This window comes from Burkholderia sp. AW49-1 (assembly GCF_053427845.1).
Genome location: NZ_JBSAXF010000014.1, coordinates 146869 through 162986, shown reverse-complemented (window position 1 = coordinate 162986; position 16118 = coordinate 146869). Strand labels below are relative to the sequence as shown.

19 protein-coding genes and 1 pseudogene are annotated in these 16118 nt (G+C 67.5%); 10 read left to right on the top strand and 10 right to left on the bottom strand.

Annotation, left to right across the window (positions count from 1 at the left end; genetic code table 11):
• A pseudogene (locus ACV22W_RS21715) lies at positions 1 to 81 on the bottom strand (sel1 repeat family protein); the annotation flags it as partial.
• 357 nt (positions 82 to 438) lie between these two features.
• On the opposite strand from ACV22W_RS21715, the gene ACV22W_RS21710 reads away from it, so the two are divergent.
• From ACV22W_RS21710 to atsR, 3 genes are read left to right on the top strand one after another with little or no spacing between them, the layout of a single operon-like run.
• A complete protein-coding gene (locus ACV22W_RS21710; RefSeq protein ID WP_448021638.1) occupies positions 439 to 1317 on the top strand; it encodes a response regulator in 879 nt (292 codons plus the stop codon).
• A gap of 47 nt (positions 1318 to 1364) precedes the next feature.
• The gene (locus ACV22W_RS21705) at positions 1365 to 1865 is read left to right on the top strand and encodes a molybdopterin-dependent oxidoreductase (RefSeq protein WP_448021636.1); all 501 of its coding nucleotides are present in this window, start codon (positions 1365 to 1367) and stop codon (positions 1863 to 1865) included.
• A 9-nt stretch (positions 1866 to 1874) separates the two neighbouring features.
• Positions 1875 to 3686, top strand: a complete 1812-nt coding sequence (atsR, locus tag ACV22W_RS21700; protein ID WP_448021634.1) for a hybrid sensor histidine kinase/response regulator AtsR — start codon at positions 1875 to 1877, stop codon at positions 3684 to 3686.
• A gap of 57 nt (positions 3687 to 3743) precedes the next feature.
• On the opposite strand, the gene ACV22W_RS21695 is transcribed toward atsR, so the two are convergent.
• Positions 3744 to 4163 carry a secondary thiamine-phosphate synthase enzyme YjbQ gene (locus ACV22W_RS21695; protein ID WP_059464957.1) on the bottom strand — a complete coding sequence of 140 codons (420 nt, stop codon included), beginning with the start codon at positions 4161 to 4163 and terminating at the stop codon, positions 3744 to 3746.
• Positions 4164 to 4173: 10 nt separating this feature from the next.
• Positions 4174 to 4500, bottom strand: coding sequence for a thioredoxin family protein (locus ACV22W_RS21690; protein WP_059533691.1), 327 nt, complete (start codon positions 4498 to 4500; stop codon positions 4174 to 4176).
• Between the two features lie 214 nt (positions 4501 to 4714).
• Here ACV22W_RS21690 and ACV22W_RS21685 point away from each other — a divergent pair, with 214 nt between their 5' ends.
• The 4 genes from ACV22W_RS21685 to ACV22W_RS21670 all read left to right on the top strand — a co-directional run bounded on the left by ACV22W_RS21685 (position 4715) and on the right by ACV22W_RS21670 (position 7526).
• Complete coding sequence (locus tag ACV22W_RS21685) at positions 4715 to 5407, top strand: flavin reductase family protein (RefSeq protein WP_448021632.1); 693 nt, start codon at positions 4715 to 4717, stop codon at positions 5405 to 5407.
• Between the two features lie 44 nt (positions 5408 to 5451).
• Positions 5452 to 5784, top strand: coding sequence for a DUF2322 family protein (locus ACV22W_RS21680; RefSeq protein ID WP_448021630.1), 333 nt, complete (start codon positions 5452 to 5454; stop codon positions 5782 to 5784).
• 62 nt (positions 5785 to 5846) lie between these two features.
• Positions 5847 to 6707, top strand: coding sequence for a hypothetical protein (locus ACV22W_RS21675; protein ID WP_448021629.1), 861 nt, complete (start codon positions 5847 to 5849; stop codon positions 6705 to 6707).
• 186 nt (positions 6708 to 6893) lie between these two features.
• Positions 6894 to 7526 carry a LysE family translocator gene (locus tag ACV22W_RS21670; RefSeq protein ID WP_448021627.1) on the top strand — a complete coding sequence of 211 codons (633 nt, stop codon included), beginning with the start codon at positions 6894 to 6896 and terminating at the stop codon, positions 7524 to 7526.
• Between the two features lie 253 nt (positions 7527 to 7779).
• Here the strand turns inward: ACV22W_RS21670 and ACV22W_RS21665 are convergent, their stop codons facing one another.
• A complete protein-coding gene (locus ACV22W_RS21665; protein WP_448021626.1) occupies positions 7780 to 8349 on the bottom strand; it encodes a hypothetical protein in 570 nt (189 codons plus the stop codon).
• A 219-nt stretch (positions 8350 to 8568) separates the two neighbouring features.
• Positions 8569 to 9027, bottom strand: coding sequence for an Lrp/AsnC family transcriptional regulator (locus ACV22W_RS21660; protein ID WP_006486309.1), 459 nt, complete (start codon positions 9025 to 9027; stop codon positions 8569 to 8571).
• Between the two features lie 126 nt (positions 9028 to 9153).
• Here ACV22W_RS21660 and ACV22W_RS21655 point away from each other — a divergent pair, with 126 nt between their 5' ends.
• The 3 genes from ACV22W_RS21655 to surE all read left to right on the top strand — a co-directional run bounded on the left by ACV22W_RS21655 (position 9154) and on the right by surE (position 11168).
• Positions 9154 to 9891 (top strand): AzlC family ABC transporter permease, encoded by a 738-nt coding sequence (locus tag ACV22W_RS21655; RefSeq protein ID WP_448021625.1) that lies wholly within the window; start codon positions 9154 to 9156, stop codon positions 9889 to 9891.
• Positions 9881 to 10183 carry an AzlD family protein gene (locus ACV22W_RS21650; RefSeq protein WP_082721853.1) on the top strand — a complete coding sequence of 101 codons (303 nt, stop codon included), beginning with the start codon at positions 9881 to 9883 and terminating at the stop codon, positions 10181 to 10183. Before ACV22W_RS21655 ends, ACV22W_RS21650 begins: the two co-directional genes overlap by 11 nt.
• A 205-nt stretch (positions 10184 to 10388) precedes the next feature.
• Entirely contained in the window at positions 10389 to 11168 is a 780-nt protein-coding gene (gene surE, locus ACV22W_RS21645) for a 5'/3'-nucleotidase SurE (RefSeq protein ID WP_448021623.1), read from the top strand.
• 103 nt (positions 11169 to 11271) lie between these two features.
• On the opposite strand, the gene ACV22W_RS21640 is transcribed toward surE, so the two are convergent.
• The 5 genes from ACV22W_RS21640 to pdxR all read right to left on the bottom strand — a co-directional run bounded on the left by ACV22W_RS21640 (position 11272) and on the right by pdxR (position 16048).
• Positions 11272 to 12093: an SDR family NAD(P)-dependent oxidoreductase gene (locus ACV22W_RS21640; RefSeq protein WP_322040610.1), complete on the bottom strand. Its 822-nt coding sequence runs from the start codon at positions 12091 to 12093 to the stop codon at positions 11272 to 11274.
• Positions 12094 to 12162: 69 nt separating this feature from the next.
• Complete coding sequence (locus tag ACV22W_RS21635; protein WP_448021621.1) at positions 12163 to 12630, bottom strand: cupin domain-containing protein; 468 nt, start codon at positions 12628 to 12630, stop codon at positions 12163 to 12165.
• Between the two features lie 140 nt (positions 12631 to 12770).
• Complete coding sequence (locus tag ACV22W_RS21630; protein ID WP_448021618.1) at positions 12771 to 14123, bottom strand: pyridoxal phosphate-dependent decarboxylase family protein; 1353 nt, start codon at positions 14121 to 14123, stop codon at positions 12771 to 12773.
• Between the two features lie 20 nt (positions 14124 to 14143).
• A complete protein-coding gene (locus tag ACV22W_RS21625; protein ID WP_059533672.1) occupies positions 14144 to 14443 on the bottom strand; it encodes an ArsR/SmtB family transcription factor in 300 nt (99 codons plus the stop codon).
• A 126-nt stretch (positions 14444 to 14569) separates the two neighbouring features.
• On the bottom strand, positions 14570 to 16048 hold the full coding sequence (gene pdxR / locus ACV22W_RS21620) for a MocR-like pyridoxine biosynthesis transcription factor PdxR (protein ID WP_448021616.1): 1479 nt from the start codon (positions 16046 to 16048) through the stop codon (positions 14570 to 14572).
• Positions 16049 to 16118: the final 70 nt, after the last annotated feature.

The following is a 16118-nucleotide window of genomic DNA, read 5'->3' as shown; positions in this document are numbered from 1 at the left end:
CGTGTTCCCGGTGACGGACGGATCCTGCGCGCACGCGGCCAACAGCAACAGCAACCCCGGTGCCAGTAAACGGCGAACCATTTTTACTTTCCCCACGTTTTATTTGCGCCGCACTGCTTCGCGCTATCTCACCCCCGCGAGCGCGCACCCGGCTTGCGCGCGGCGGGGCGAATACAATTCACCCACGCCGACACGCAGTCCAAGGCTCTCTCAGGCTCTCTCTTCGAATCGTTCAGTCACGCGCTGGTCGCCGCTTTTCGCTGGGCCGACCGCGGTCGACACCGGCCTCCAAACCTGACGCAGCGAACAATAGTGACGTGGTGAGCAATAATAATGGAGAAAAATGGCATGTCAAGGTGATTCGCGATTTCAAAGTTTGCGCATTGCGTCACTTTTGAATATGCTCTTCGTCGCTCAAACCAAGGAGACCCCGTCGAGATGTCCAATAGCGAGCAGGCCAATGTCGATCTCATTACCGCAACCAAGGTGCGCGATCTGCTGACGCGCAACGGCATCCCGCCGCGCAGTCACAACACGACGATCGCGAACGTGCTGGGCCTCAGTTTCTCGGTCGTCACGCGCAAGATGAAAGGCCTGATCCCGTGGAACCTGTCGCAGTTGCAGGACATCGCGACGCACTTCGGCGTGCCGCCCGCGCTCCTGCTCGACGACAAGGGCACGCAGCCGGCCGCCGTCGAGATGATCGACGCGACGCTTGTGATCGAGTCGCGTCGTTTCCGCTGCCGCGCGGCGATCTCGGCGAAGGCCAACAGCCAGACCGAAACGGACTTCGTCGCGCTGCAGTGGCAGGGCGAATGGATCGTCACCGAACGGCAGCACGCGCGCGAAGGCCGCCTCCATCCGGTCGACGTGATCGAACTGCGCTCGAGCCAGCCCACCGTGTATGCGGCGCGGATCGCGGTGGTCGACGATTCGCGGGACGTCGCCGAAACCGTATGCGAATACTTCATCGAAAAAGGCGTGAACGCGATTCCGTACCATGACGGCGCGTCGTTCCGCAAGGCACTGGAAGTCGAGGATTTCGACGGCTACATCCTCGACTGGATGCTCGGCGACCAGACGGCCGCCGAGCTCGTGCGCGGCATCCGCTCGAGCGAGAACGGCGGCGCGCCGATCTTCCTGCTGACGGGCAAGATCTCCACCGGCGAAGCGAGCGAGGACGAAATCGCGCACATCGTGTCGCACTACAACGCGCGCTGCGAGGAAAAGCCGGTGCGCCTGCCGATCCTGTTCGCCGAAGTCGCGCGCGAACTGAAGATCACATTGCCGGCCGCCGCGGCCGCCGCCGCGAACTGAGACCACGACAAGAACACCACCACACGAACACGATCAAGGGGAAACTCATGCGAATTTCGACCATCTGGATCAAGAGCCTGGCCACGGCCGTCCTGCTCGGCATGGCCGCCGCGAGCTGGGCTGCGTCGTTCACGTTCACCGTCGACGGCAAGATCGGCCGCAGCAACCAGCCCGGCAGGACGGCATTCGTCTTTACCGAGCAGGCGCTGATGGCGCTGCCGCAGCATACGATCGTCACGTCGACGAGCTGGACGCCCAAGTCGACCTTCACCGGCCCGCGCCTGTCCGACGTGCTGAAGACCGTCGACGCGCACGGCACGCAGATCGAGTTCCGCTGCATCGACGAATACACGTTCACGATCCCGGTTTCGGATGCCGACAAGTACGGCGTGATCCTCGCGCGCACGATGAACGGCAAGGTGCTCGGCAACGACAACTACGGCCCGCTGTGGATCATGTATCCGCGCGACCAGTATCCCGACGAGCTGAAGACGCCGCTCGGCGAAGCCAAGTTCGCATGGCAGATCATCGGCCTGACCGTGAAGTAAGCGCGCGACATGATGCGCGGGCGGTGGAAGAACAGAAAGATCATCCTCATCCTGGGATCGTTGTGGATCCTGGGATTCGCCGCATGGGCATTCCTCCTGTGGGATCTGCTCGCGACTTCGGTGAACGAAGGCGTGCTCGAAGGGCCGCGTGAAGGCGTGTTCTGGACAGCCGCGCAATACCGGAACGCCTACACGCGCTTCGACCGCCAGCTGATCCTCTACACGACGCACGTCGACGACGACTTCGACCACGTGCAGATGCAACTCGACAGCCTGTCGGTATCGTTCGGATTCCTGCAGAGGCCGTCCGAAGTGTCCGAATACTGGCTGCGCATCCCGCGCGCGCGCGCCGAAATCGCGGTGCTCGGCACATTCATGGCGCGCCTGAAGCACGACGTGCCGCTGCTGCGCGACGCGCCAAAGGATGCGCCGCGCGTGATCGACGACGTCAACGCGTACTGGCCGAAGGTCAACGGCCTTGCAAACTACTTCCGCGCGATCGAGATGGCGCAGCGCGACTTCACGTTTCATCAGCTGAAGGAAAAGCAGCGGGCGATCCTGTCGCTCGGCATCATCCTCGGCGTGATCCTGTGCGCGCTGTTCCTGCTGCTGTTCTATACGATGCGCACGCGCGACGACCTGCTCGAACGACAGGACGCGGCGCTCGATGCGGAGCGCAAGGCGTCCGATCGCGCGTTCGAGATGATCGAGGCGAAGAACGCGTTTCTCGGGATGGTCAGCCATGAACTGCGCACGCCGCTGCAGGCGATCTGCGGTTCGATCGAGATCCTGCTCGCGCGGCCGCAGTCCGACGCAAACCTGAAGACGATCCGGCGGCTGCAGAATTCAGCGTCGTCGCTCGAAGCGCTGGTGAAGGACCTGACCGATTACATCAAGCTGCGCTCGACCAAGCGCCTCGCCGAAACCGAAACGGTCGGCATGGCGTCGCTGCTCGCCGAGGTGCTCGATCCGCTGCGCGAGAAGATCCTGGCCAAGCGAATCGCCGTCGCGCAGCGCGTCGAGCCTCACGATCTCGCGATCCGCTCCGATCGCAAGCTGTTGCGTCAGGTGCTGTCGAACCTGATCGAGAATTCGGTGAAATACACCGTCGACGGATCGATCGACGTATCGATCATGCTCGTCGACGCGCCGGCCGGCCGCCAACTGAAACTCGCGGTGCGGGACACGGGCGCCGGTATCGCGAAGCAGCATCTGCCGAAGATCTTCGAGCCGTTCTACCGCGCGAACGACGCGGTCGGCCTGCATGTGGACGGAATCGGCATGGGGCTCGCGGTCGTGCGCGAGATCGTGACGACGCTGCGCGGCCACGTCGACGTGCGCAGCGTCGTCGGCGAAGGCAGCGAGTTCGTCGTGACGCTGCCGGCCGAGGTGCCGGATGCCGGCGAAACGACCGGCGACGCGCCCGCGTGGCCGGCCGTCGCCGCGCATCGCAACCGCCGCGCGCTCGTGGTCGACGACAACGACAACGCGCGCGAAACGCTCGGCGCAATGCTGTCGGCGCTCGGCCTCGACGCCGATCTGTGCGGCACCGGGCAGGAAGGCATCGCCCGTTTCGGCGACACGCATTACGACCTCGTCGTGCTCGATCTCGAACTCCCGGACCTGAGCGGCTTCGAAGTCGCGCACCGCATCCGGATGGTCGCGCAACCGGACGACGACGGAAAGTTTCCGTCGATCCTCGGTGTCAGCGCGTACGAATCGGCCGCGCTGCGCGAGAACCAGCGGGTGTTCGACGAATTCCTGCCGAAACCCGTTCACCTGCGCGAACTCGGCGCGCTCGTCGAGAAGCTGCTCGGCTGAGCGCGGACGCGATGCATGACGGGCAGGCGTTCCGGCCGCCCGTTGCGCGTTTCCCGCTTACTCGCCGATCAAATGCAGCACGATGTCGCGCCGATGCGCGGCGCGACGATGTTCGAACAGATAGATGCCCTGCCACGTGCCGAGCACCATGCGTCCGTGCTCGATCGGGATCGACAGCTGCACTTGCGTGAGCGCCGTGCGCAGATGCGCGGGCATGTCGTCGGGGCCTTCGGTGTCGTGCTCGTAGCGCGTGTCGTCCTCGGGCGCGAGCGTCGCGAAGTAGCGTTCGAGGTCGCGCTGCACGGACGGATCCGCGTTCTCCTGGATCAGCAGCGACGCGGACGTATGGCGGCAGAACACGGTCAGCAGCCCGGTGCGGATCGCCTGCTGGTCGACGAATGCGCGCACTTGCGGCGTGAACTCGACGAGGCCGCTGCCGCGCGCGTCGACGCCGATGTGCGTGATGGCCTGTTGCACGACGACGGCCTCAGGCGAGCGCGGCGAAGCCGTCGGCCTCGATCTGTCCGGCATCGGCCGGGCGCACGACGCGCGCGACTTCGACCCCGTCGCGCAGGAATACCAGCGTCGGCCACAGCTTCACGCCGAACGAGCGGCCGAGCGGCCGGCCTGGGCCATCCTCGATCTTCAGGTGCCGGACGGCCGGATGCGCGGAAAACGACGCGACGATCGCAGGCTGCGCGCCCGCGCAGATTCCGCACCAGTTCGTGCCGAATTCGATGACGGTCGCACCGGCCAGTGCGTCGACTTCCGCGCGCGTCGGCGCGTTGGCGGTGTAGCGTTGCTCGATGTCCATCAGTCCCTCGTGTGCAATTGCGGAACGTGGCCGCCGCGTGCCGGCGTGGGCGGCACATGCGACCTTCGATTGCTTACTGTAGCGGAAAAGCACGCACGATGCCGACGGCGGCTGCGCCGCGCCGCGCCGCGCGAATGACACGACAAGAATCGGAGCGCCGCGCGGCGGCGACGCGATCAGCATGCGAACTGATCCCGTCAACGAAGGAGCGACCATGAACGCCTCGCATTGCGTCACCGAACCCAACATCCTCTATTTCGGCACGCCCGTCGTGCTGATCAGCACGCTGAATCCGGACGGCACGGCCAATCTTGCGCCGATGTCGTCCGCGTTCTGGCTCGGCTGGCGCGGCATGCTCGGGCTCGCCGCCAGCTCGCAGACCACGCATAACCTGATGCGCACCGGCGAATGCGTGCTGAACCTGCCGTCGGCGGCGCAGGCGCAAGCGGTCGACCGCATCGCGCGCACGACGGGCACGCATCCGGTGCCCGAGTCGAAGCAGGCACGCGGCTACGTGTACGAACCGGACAAGTTCGGCACCGCCGGGCTCACCGAGACGCCCTCGCAGACCGTCGCCCCGCCACGCGCGCTCGAATGCCCGGTGCATCTGGAAGCGGTGGTTGCCGCCACGCACGGCATCGGCGAAGAAGCACCCGACCTGCGCGGCCGCATTCGCGTGTTCGAGGTGCGCATCCAGCGCGTTCACGTACATCCCGACCTGCTGATGGACGGTCATCCGGACCGCATCGATCCGGACAAATGGTCGCCGCTGATCATGAGTTTTCAGAAGTTCTATGGCCTCGCGCCGCATCAGGTGCATGCGTCACGGCTCGCCGAGATTCCGGAGCGCGCCTATCGCAGCCCCGACATCGACCGCGCGCGCGAAGCGGGCATGTCGATCGGATAAGATACGGGCCGATCGACCCATGACCGAACCGACGGAGTGTTTCAGTGATTCAACCGACCCAAGTATTCAAGGACAACCTCGCGCAACTGCCGGCCATCGACGGTGTCGCGCGCATCGATCTCGTCGGCGCGAACGGCGACGTGGTCGCCAGCATCGATAACCAGCCGGGCAAGCAGGGCTCGCTCGCGGTGTACAACTACTTGAAGCAGGCATTCGGCACGCTCGACGCAAAGGCCGCCGAGCACGGCCTCGCCGTGTTCGCGGAGCACACCGTCGACGCACGTAACCGCCCGGGCGCACACCCGAACGTCGATCGTCTGCTGGCGATCGTCGACGGCGGCGACGCGCTGCGGATCGACGTGGTCGCGAAGGCCTGAATGCCCGGCGACGGGCACGCACGCAAACGGTCGATGCCCGTCCTTTCCCGGAGACCCTCCACATGCGTCGCATGACTGTCCGGCCGTTCACCCGCCGTGTCGCATCGTTCGTCGCCCTCGCGTGCGTCGCGCTCGGCGGCGCGGCGTCCGCCGAGACGCTGCACACGGCTTCCGATATCGCCGGCGCGTCCCTGGTTCCGCTCGGCGCGCTGCCGCGCTCGCCGGAGAACGGCACGCTCGACGCATTCTGTGCGCGATATCGCGCGAAGACCGCAACCGCGGCCAGCCGCGACGTCGCGAAGCTCGGCTGGATCGTGACGTCGGAAGCGCCGCTCGGCCGCTACACGGTCGTCACGTTCGCGAGCGGTTTCAAGCCGGGGACGAGCGCGATCTGCTACGCGCGCAACGCAAACGTAGGCGTCTTCGACGGCACGACGCTCGTCGCGCTCGGCTATACGGCGCGCTCGGCCGGCTGGCAGCTCGGCTCGGTCGAGTCGCTGGAAAGCGGCGCGCTGCTGGTCTGGGGCGGCGACGGCCCGTCGGCGCCCGTCGGCGAGCTCCGCGAAGAGCATGGCGGCTTGCGGCTGACGGCGGTCGCCGCCGAACGCACGTACTGCCACGGCCGTGCAGTCGTGCCCAACGTGTACGGCAAGCCGCTCGATACGGCGCGCAAGATCCTGATCTCGCGTGGCTGGCAGCCGCTGCGTCCGCGCGAGAAGCCGGACCCGGCGGACGGCGCGGCCACGCTCGCGAAGCACGGGATCATCGAAGCCGAAGCGTGCTCGGGCACCGGCATGGGGTATTGCGCGCTGCGGTATCGGAGCGCGGCCGGCGTGCTCGGTGTGACGACGGCCGGCGGCGAGCCGGACATGCCGTCGGCGAATACCGTGATCGATTATCAGGTGGCCTGCCGGAAACAGTGATCGGCGCGCTGCGGCGCGACGGCGAGTGCGCGTGATTCCTCGCGCTTGCTCGCATGGCATGCGTTTGTCGTCGCGCGGAAGACGGAACAAATACGTTGACGATCGGCCGTCCGGTCGATTGACCCGTTCCACGTGCGCTCCTAAACTGACCTCCCTTTCAGGCATCTCTGGCACAAAGGGACTTCCATGATCGACCTCTCCACGCTCGCGCTGTTCTCCGGCGCGTGTCTCGCGCTGACCGCCACACCCGGCCCCGACATGCTGCTGATTGCGTCGCGCAGCGTGAGCCAGGGCCGCCGCGCGGGGTTCGCCACGCTCGCGGGCATTCAGGTCGGCACCTACTGTCATGCGCTCGCAGCCGCGCTCGGGCTGTCTCAGCTCTTCGTCGCGGTGCCAGTCGCGTACGACGCCGTGCGATTCGCCGGCGCCGCGTATCTGCTTTACCTCGCATGGAAGACATTCCGTTCGGATGCGACCGCGCCGTCGCCGGCCGCGTCGCCTCGCCGCCATTCGACCGCCGCGATCTTCCGCCAGGGCGTGATGACGAACCTGCTGAATCCGAAGATGGCGCTGTTCGTCCTCGCGCTGTTCCCGCAATTCGTGCGTCCCGAACATGGCTCGATCGCCGTGCAGATCCTCGTTCTCGCCACGGTGCTCAATGCGATCGGGCTCGTCGTCAACGGCGCGGTGATTCTGTCCGCGAGCCGGTTGGGTCAGCGCATCGGCGCGCGACGCCGACCGTCGAAGCTGCCGCGGTATCTGCTCGGAACGGTGTTCGTGGGATTGGCCGCCCGGCTCGCGGTGGCGGGACGGAATTGAATCGTGAACCGGCCGACTCCGAAGTCCGTACCGAATACGATCGACTGACGCGCGAGAAATTCGCGTCACTCGATGCGATGTCTGGAAGACGGCGCCGGCGTATCCCCGGCCGGCGCACCATGAGCGGCTGAAAACCCGTGTCGATCAACATGCGAACCTCACGCGAGTGGACATGGCCGCATGCATGAAGGGATCAATCGGCCCCGCCCGGTAGCAAATTCCGGTACCGGCGCGCGGCGCACGCGCGCAATCGTCAGCGATTCGCGCCGAGCGCCACGCGCAGCCGCTCCATCAGCCGCGTGTAGTGCCGCACCACATCGGCCTTGTCCGTCACGTTCGCGGTCGAGAACCGCTCGGACCACGCGGCCTTCCACTCGTACGTGCCGTGCACGCGGCGGTCGCCGTCCGGCGCCTGGATCAGCGAACGAATCCGCGCGTCGCGCCCCGGCCCAGTATGCATCTCGAACAACGCGTGGATGAACGTGTGATACGCGTCGTACACGTCGTCGTCGAACAGGTAGCGGTAGATGTGAAACGTGCGGTCGAGTTCTCGCTTCGCGCGGATCACGTCGTCCGGCGAGATGTCCTTCCAGTAGCCGATCCACGTGTAGAAGCACAGCAGCGCATTGAGCTGCGGCGCGACCGTGTCGTACAGCGTGAGGCGCTTCTCGATCAGCCGCTGGTTGGTCCACTGCACGAGCTCGAGCCGCTTCAATCGGCGCGCGACGAGCCAGCCGAGACACGCAACCGACAACGGCGTCAGCACGCCGAGCACGAGCTTGACGATTTCCAGCGAATTCCACGGATTGTTGAATGGCTGCATGAATGGCTCGACAAGAAGGACGCACCGCCCGGCGGATCGCATGGCGCGCAGCGCGCGTGTTCGTCGATTCCTTTGCGGTTGACCGTTAGTTGCTTGTGCATCGAAGTCGCACCGTGATGCGGGCGGTGCGCGGCGAAGCGGCTCGTCCTCCCAGTGTATCGGCCAAATGTCACTGGCCGGCGACGATTCGCCGAATCGTCGTCACGCGCCCGTGCCGCGTTACGTCGGCAGCGCCGACGTGAGCTTGACCTTCTGCATCGGAATGTCGGTCTTCACGCTCAGCACGCCCGGGATGCGCGTCAGGTATTCCATCTGGAAGCGCCGGTAGTCGTCGATGTCGGCGGCCACCACGCGCAGCAGGAAATCGCAGTCGCCGGCCATCAGGTGGCATTCGACCACTTCCGGCATCTGCTGGACGGCCTCGGCGAATCGGTTCACGGATTCGGCGTCCTGCCCCTTCAGCCACACGCGCGTGAAGATCGTCAGCCCCTTGCCGACCTTCGCCGGGTTCAGCACGGCCACGTATTTCTCGATCACGCCCGCTTCCTCGAGCAGCCGCACGCGCCGCAGGCACGGCGACGGCGACAGCCCGACCTCGTGCGCGAGTTCCACGTTCTGCATGCGGCCGTCGCGTTGCAGCGCGCTCAGGATCCGCCGATCGATAGCGTCAAGCTTCATTGGCATCAAATTCCAAAAAATTCGCGAATCGCTCACTCAATGCCAAATTCTCGTGAATATCGATCCGCAACGCAATCCGATTCGAGTCAAAAAAGCAGACAATCCTCCTCCCCCGAAGGAGGAGTAATGAGCAGTAGCGTTTCAACGTCGTCCGGGCTTCGCGACAGGCCCGCCTATGTCGCCGAGATGGGCCGCGGATTGCGCGCGGCGCTGCCCGTCATGCTGGGTTTCGTGCCGTTCGCGCTGGTGCTCGGCGCGCAGGCCGCGCAAAAAGGGCTGAGCCTGTTCGAGGTCCCGATGATGACGGGCCTGAATTTCGGCGGCGGCTCGGAATTCGCGGCGATCCATCTGTGGACGTCGCCGCCGCACATCGCGCTGATCGTCGCGATGTCGTTCCTCGTGAATTCGCGTCATATCCTGATGGGCGCGGCGTTCGCGCCGTACATCCGGCGCCTGCCGCGCCGCCGCGCGTTCGCCGCGCTGTTCTTCATGTGCGACGAAAGCTGGGCGATGTCGCTTGCCGACGCACGCTCACGCTCGGCCACGCACATCAGCGTCCCGTATTACGCGGGCGTGTGCGCCGGCCTGTACCTGACATGGATTTCGATGACGACGCTCGGCGCGGCGGTCGGCCCGACGATCGGCGACGTCGAGCAGTACGGCTTCGACATGGCGTTCACGGCCGTGTTTCTGGTGCTGCTGCGCGGGATGTGGAAGGGCATGCGCGCGAGCCGTCCGTGGTTCGTGAGCCTCGTCGTCGCGGCCGCCACGCACCTGGCCGTGCCCGGCGCGTGGTACGTCCCGGCCGGCGCGTGCGCGGGGCTGATTGCCGCGCTGCTGTGGGAACCGCGCGATGCTGCCTGACTTCGCGACGGTCGCGACCATCGTGCTGATGGCGTCGACGACCTACCTGTCGCGCGTGCTCGGCTACGTGCTGCTGCGCAACCGCACGCTGAGCCCGCGGATGGCGTCGGTGATGGAGAACGTGCCCGGTTGCGTGCTGATCTCGGTGATCGCGCCGGCCTTCGTGTCGACGCGCCCGGCCGATCTGCTCGCGCTCGCCGTCACGCTGATCGCGGCGACCCGCCTGTCGATCCTGCCAACCGTCATCGTCGGCGTCGTGTCGGCCGGCCTGCTGCGGTATTTGCTCGGGTAATCGGGTAACGCGGTTCCGAGCGCCGCGCGGGCGACACATCGAAACGGACGACGGGCGCGCCATGCGTCCGTTTTCGCATCCGCGCGCCGGCCGCGGCTTCGGCTCTGCGTGACGCGGCACGCGGCACGCGTCGCGACGGGGTGTTAGCCTTGCGGCTATACCCGCGATGCCTTCCCCTCATTGCCTGCCTGCGAGGAACGTCCCGATGCAAGAAACCCGCCCGCTGTTCGACCGCGTCCTGCTCACCAACGACGATGGATTCGACGCACCCGGCCTTGAAGTGCTCGAACAGGTCGCCACGCAACTGGCACGCGAAGTCTGGATCGTCGCCCCGGCGGAAGACCAGAGCGGCACGTCGCATTCGCTGAGCCTGCACGAACCGCTGCGCGTGCATCGCAAGGGCGAACGCCGCTTCGCCGTGCGCGGCACGCCGGGCGATTGCGTCGCGATCGCGGTCAGCCACCTGATGAAGGAATCACGGCCCGACGTCGTGCTGTCCGGCGTGAATCGCGGCGCGAACCTCGGCACCGAAACGGTGTTCTCGGGCACCGTCGGCGCCGCGATGACGAGCATGCTGGTCGGCGTGCCGGCGATCGCGCTGAGCCAGGCGTTCAGCGACCGCAACGCGGTGCCGTGGACCACGGCGCTCACGCATGCGCCGGACGTGATTCGCCGGCTGGTCGCTGCCGGCTGGGACAGCGACGCATGCCTCAACGTGAATTTCCCGGCGCGCCCGGCCGACGACGTGCGCGGCCTGAAGGTGACGAACCAGGGCGCCGGCACGCTTCAGGGCGTCGAAATCGTGTCGGGGCGCGATCCGCGCGACATCGAATACCACTGGCTGAAACTGGCGCGCGCACCGCGCGACGACGATGCGGATTCGGAAACGCTCGCGCTCGGCGAAGGCTACATCGCGGTCACGCCGCTGAAGTTCGAACGCACGCACGACCACGCGCTCGCGCGGCTGCGGTCGAACCTCGGCTGACCTCGGAGGTGATACCGGCCGGCGGCTTCGCTGTCGGCGCGCATCGCCCCGGCACAACGCCGCCGCGCCTCCCCGCCGCGCCGCCCGCATCGCCCGTCCGCGGTCACGTCAGGTTCAATCCCCCGTCGAGCATCACGATCTCGCCCGTCACGTAATCGGACGCGACGAGCATCGCGACCGTCTGCGCGACGTCGTCCGGCGTCGCCGCGCGGCGCATCGGCGCGCGCTCGCGCCAGAGCTGCTGCGCGTCGGTCCAGTCGGCGGTCAGCGGCGTATCGACGAGCCCCGGCGCCACCGCATTGACGCGAATCGCCGGCGCGAGCGTGCGCGCCAGCAAGCGCGTCGTGTGATTGAGCGCGGCCTTCGCCGCCGCATACGGAATCGACGCGCCCTTCGGCCGCACGCCCGCATGCGAGCTGACGTTGATCACGCACCCGGCGCGCCCGCTCGACGCCGCTTCGAGCAGCGCCGGCTGCGCTTCGGCGACGAGCCGGAACGGCGCGATCACGTTGATCTCGTGCATCTCGCGCCACACGTCGGGCGTCGCGGCGGCGAGATCGTCATGCGGAATCACACGGCTGACGCCCGCGTTGTTCACCAGCACGTCGAGGCGGCCGTGCACCGCCACCGCGTCGCGGATCAGTCGCACGCGCTGCGCATCGTCGGCGAGATCGGCCTGCACGTAGGCCGCGCCGAGTTCGCGCGCCATCGCGCGACCGGTTTCGGCGGAACTGCGCGAATGCAGGATCACGGCGTAACCGTCCGCCGCCAGCCGTCGCGCGATGGCCGCGCCGATTCCCGACGTCGATCCGGTGACGAGCGCGACGGGCCGCTGCACGCGCGACGCGCGCGGCTCGGTGACGGTTTCGGTTTCAGGTTCCGTTTCGGAGACCGGGGCATTCATCGGCGGATGCGGCGCGTCCATGGCGTGGAATCCTGTCAGTGGCGTTCCCGCATCATAAGCATGACGGCGGCCGATGCGGATGCGTGCCGTCTACGGCCGTTTCGGCAAGTCGACGAAATCCTCGAGCTCGCCCGCGATGTAAAGCCGCTTGCCGATTCTCGGGTATTCGCAGACGTCGTGTTCGAGGCGCTGGCCGAGGACGAACAGTTCCAGCGGCACGTCGCCGGTGTTCTGCAATGTGTGCGCATCGCCGCCGCGCGGGAAGCCGAGAAAGTCGCCCGGCCCGATTTCGCACGTGCGTTCGCCGATCGTGACCGCGCCGGTGCCGGACAGCACGTACACGCATTCCTCCTCGTACAGGTGGCGGTGATACTCGGCCGATTCGTGGCCGGGCATCAGCGTCAGCAGATGCGCGCCGATCTGCGTGAGGCCGGTCAGATCGCCGAGCTGTCGTTTGAGGCGAACGGCGTTGGGATTGAGCGAATGCACCGCGCGGGTCGGTTCCATTTTCGCGATGTCGGCGGCTTTCAGCAGTTCCCGGGGAGGTGTCGTGGACATGGGGATCTCGTCGGCGTCAATGCAGCGGTTGAACGCGCCGCCCGGGCGGGCGCGGCGTGCATGCCGCGCTATTGTCCGACATTTTCATGCGGACGAGATCGCCGGCACGATCCTCGTCCACCGCTACCGCGTGACGTCGCTCAGCTCACGTGCACGCCGCGCAGCTTTGTCAGCAAGGCGACGAGGCGATCGATGTGTTCGTCCTCCGTGCGCCACGACGACACGCTGATCCGGAACGCCGGCCGCCCCTGCCATACGGTCTGCCCGAACCAGACGTCGCCCGAATCCTGCGCGGCCTGAAGGATCGCGATCGTCTCGTCGTCGGTGCCGGCGCGCACGAGCACCTGGTTCAGCACGACGCGGTTCAGCACGTCGTAGCCGGCCGCGCGCAGGCCGTCGGCGACGCGCTGGGCCTGCGCGCAATGCCGCTCGACCAGCGTCGCCACACCGGCGCGGCCGAGCACGCGCAGCGCGGCCCACACCGGAATGCCGCGCGCCCGCCGCGAGAATTCAAGGTTGAGGTTCTTCTGCGCGTCCTGCGCGCCGCTCAGGTAGACGGCATCGCTGTTCATCGCGGTCGCGAGCGCGGCCGCGTCGCGGCAGATCACCATCGCGCCGTCGTACGGCGTGTTGAGCCACTTGTGGCCGTCGGTGGTCCAGCTGTCCGCGCCGTCGATGCCGTCGGTCAGCGCGCGCTTCGACGACGCGCGCGCCCACAGCCCGAACGCGCCGTCCACGTGCACCCACGCGCCGGCGGCCTTCGCGCGCGGAACCAGCGCCGCGAACGGATCGAATTCGCCGGTGTTCACTTCGCCGGCCTGCACGCAGAGGATCGTCATGTCGTCGAGCGGCGGCAATTGCGCGGGATCGATGCGGCCGTGCGGGTCGACCGGCGCGACGATCAGGCGCTTCATCCCGAAGCCGAGCACGCGCAGCGCCTTCTTCACCGTGATGTGCGCGAGCTCGGAGAGCACGACCTTCACCTCGGGCGCGCCGATCAGGCCTGCTTCGTCGACATCCCAGCCCTTGCGCGCAAGCAGCGCACGCCGCGCGGCGACCAGCGCGACCAGCGTGCAGGCCGTCGCGCTCGTGCCGAAGCCGACCGCGCTGCCCTCCGGCAGCCCGAGCACGTCGACGACCCAGCGCGCGGCCTGCCGCTCGATCGTCGCGGCCACCGGCGAATTCGCAAACGACGACGCGCACTGGTCCCACGCAAGCATCAGCCGCTCGGCCGCCGCCGCGGCCGGCAGCGTCGCGCCGATCACGAAGCCGAAGTAGTTCGGGCCGTTCGATGCGACGGTCGCGGGCGTGCCGCGCTCGTCGAGCAGGCGCAACACGTCGTCGGCCGGGCGGCCCGTATCGGGCAGCGGTTCGTCGAAGGCCGCAAGACCGGCGAGCGCGGCCGCATCGGGATACGCGCGCCGTTCGCCGGCTGCTGCGAGATACGCGTGCGCGCGCCGGTCGGCGTCGGCCAGCAGGGCGAGTTCATCCATGTCGTTTGCCTCTGTGAAGATCAGAGTTGCAGGAGATCGCGGCCCAACCGATGCAGCGCATCGTCGATCCGCTTGTAGTACGTGAACTTGCCGACGCGCGTCGCCTGCACGAGCCCGGCATCCGCGAGGATGCGCATGTGGCGCGTGGTCGTGGCCGGTGCGATGCCGAGCTTCTCGGTGATGTACGTGCAGCACACGCCGAGTTCGTCGAAGTCGCCATGCGGCTGCGGCGGGAAATGCTTGCGCGGCTGCTTGAGCCAGCGCATCACGGCCAGACGGCTTTCGTTGGCCAGTGCGCTGATGCGGGTGACGTCGTCCATGGTTCGGCCTCGTTTGACGTTTCGAATATTAGCTAAATGACGAAACGTGGGCAACCACTTCCGGGATTCTCCGCGTTCGCTATCGTGCTGGAAGCCGGGTCATCTGCTACCGCGCCGCATCCGGCGTCACCGCCCGGCCAGCGCGCGGTCGATCATCTCGCCGATCCGCCGCGCGAGCGCGTCCATCCGCTCGGCCGGCACGCCGCCGTAGCCGAGCACGAGCCCGTTGTAGCCGTGCGCGGTGCCCGGCAGGCAGAACGACGACAGCGGCCGCAAGATCAGCCCGTGCGCCTGCGCGACGCGGCTCAGCTCCGTGTCCGCCACCGGCACGTCGAGCCGCGCGGAAAGATGCATGCCGCCCGCGCCGCCCGACACCGTCAGCCGCGTGCTCAATCGCCGCACCAGCGCGTCGTGCAGCGCATCGCGCCGCTCGGCGTACACGCGGCGCATGCGCCGCAGGTGGCGCGTGAAATGCCCGGCCTCGATGAAATCCGCGAGCGCGCGCTGCTCGACCGCGCGACCCTGCAACATCAGCGCGCCCGCCGCGTCGCGCAGCGGCTGCGCGAGCGTGGGCGGCACCACCATGAAGCCGAGCCGCAACGCCGGAAACATCACCTTGCTGAACGTGCCGAGGTAGATCACCGGCGCGTCGTCCGCGAGCCCCTGCACGGCCGCGTGCGGCGTGCCGTGGTGGCGAAACTCGCTGTCGTAGTCGTCCTCGACGATCCATGCGCCGGCCGCGCGCGCCTGCGCGACGAGCGCGAGCCGCCGTTCGAGGCTCATCACCGCGCCGAGCGGATACTGGTGCGACGGCGTGATGTAGACGAGCTTCGGCGGACGATCGCGCCAGTCGTCCGGATGCGGCGCCAGCCCCTGCGCATCGACGCCGATCGGCTCGACGCGCAGGTCGGCCGCGAGAAACGCATTGCGCGCACCGTGGTAGCCCGGGTTCTCGATCCATGCGACGTCGCCCGCGTCCGCCAGCGCGCGGGCGCACAGGTCGAGCGCGCCCTGCGTGCCGTCGGTGACGATCACCTGCGCGGCGTCGCAACGCACGCCGCGCGATGCACGCAGATAACCGGCGATCGCGTCGCGCAGCACCGCGTCGCCTTCCGCCGATTGATAGCCGAGCTGCGCCGGCCCCGCCGCGCGCCATGCGCGTTCGACGCAGCGCCGCCACTGCGCGAGCGGAAATTCGTCGACGGCCGGCACGCCCGGCATGAACGGCAGCGATTCGTCGAGGCCGCTCGTCGCGCGCTCCGCCTGCGCGACGCGCCGCGACAGCATCGCCGCATCGCCGGCGGGCGCCGCGGCGGCGATCCGCGACCCGCGCAAACCCATCCGGGCGACCACCGTGCCCTGCCGCGTGCCGGTCACGAACCCTTCCGACGCGAGCCGCTCGTACGCGTACAGCACCGAGTTGCGCGCGATGCCGAGTTCGTCGGCCAGCGTGCGCGAGGCGGCAAGCCGCGCGCCTTCGGCGATGCGGCCGCTCAGGATCGCATCGCGCAGACACGCGTACAGCCGCTGCTGCCGCGACATCCGCGTGACCGCGTGCGGCCCCGCCTCGCGCTCGAAGGTCGACAGCAGCACCGCGTAATCCATCGTGGCTCCAGAATGTGGGAATGTCATGGGTCTACACATGGTGCCACGAACTTTTTATCGTGGATGTCCG

Bases quoted from the DNA above. Each gene is read 5' to 3' on its own strand.
- ACV22W_RS21660 (WP_006486309.1), bottom strand. From the start codon at position 9,027: ATGAAGCTTGACGCTATCGATCGGCGGATCCTGAGCGCGCTGCAACGC.
- ACV22W_RS21685 (WP_448021632.1), top strand. From the start codon at position 4,715: ATGAACGCCTCGCATTGCGTCACCGAACCCAACATCCTCTATTTCGGC.
- surE (WP_448021623.1), top strand. From the start codon at position 10,389: ATGCAAGAAACCCGCCCGCTGTTCGACCGCGTCCTGCTCACCAACGAC.
- ACV22W_RS21650 (WP_082721853.1), top strand. From the start codon at position 9,881: ATGCTGCCTGACTTCGCGACGGTCGCGACCATCGTGCTGATGGCGTCG.
- ACV22W_RS21675 (WP_448021629.1), top strand. From the start codon at position 5,847: ATGCGTCGCATGACTGTCCGGCCGTTCACCCGCCGTGTCGCATCGTTC.
- ACV22W_RS21630 (WP_448021618.1), bottom strand. From the start codon at position 14,123: ATGGATGAACTCGCCCTGCTGGCCGACGCCGACCGGCGCGCGCACGCG.
- ACV22W_RS21640 (WP_322040610.1), bottom strand. From the start codon at position 12,093: ATGGACGCGCCGCATCCGCCGATGAATGCCCCGGTCTCCGAAACGGAA.
- ACV22W_RS21625 (WP_059533672.1), bottom strand. From the start codon at position 14,443: ATGGACGACGTCACCCGCATCAGCGCACTGGCCAACGAAAGCCGTCTG.
- atsR (WP_448021634.1), top strand. From the start codon at position 1,875: ATGATGCGCGGGCGGTGGAAGAACAGAAAGATCATCCTCATCCTGGGA.
- ACV22W_RS21635 (WP_448021621.1), bottom strand. From the start codon at position 12,630: ATGTCCACGACACCTCCCCGGGAACTGCTGAAAGCCGCCGACATCGCG.
- pdxR (WP_448021616.1), bottom strand. From the start codon at position 16,048: ATGGATTACGCGGTGCTGCTGTCGACCTTCGAGCGCGAGGCGGGGCCG.
- ACV22W_RS21655 (WP_448021625.1), top strand. From the start codon at position 9,154: ATGAGCAGTAGCGTTTCAACGTCGTCCGGGCTTCGCGACAGGCCCGCC.
- ACV22W_RS21710 (WP_448021638.1), top strand. From the start codon at position 439: ATGTCCAATAGCGAGCAGGCCAATGTCGATCTCATTACCGCAACCAAG.
- ACV22W_RS21665 (WP_448021626.1), bottom strand. From the start codon at position 8,349: ATGCAGCCATTCAACAATCCGTGGAATTCGCTGGAAATCGTCAAGCTC.
- ACV22W_RS21670 (WP_448021627.1), top strand. From the start codon at position 6,894: ATGATCGACCTCTCCACGCTCGCGCTGTTCTCCGGCGCGTGTCTCGCG.
- ACV22W_RS21690 (WP_059533691.1), bottom strand. From the start codon at position 4,500: ATGGACATCGAGCAACGCTACACCGCCAACGCGCCGACGCGCGCGGAA.
- ACV22W_RS21705 (WP_448021636.1), top strand. From the start codon at position 1,365: ATGCGAATTTCGACCATCTGGATCAAGAGCCTGGCCACGGCCGTCCTG.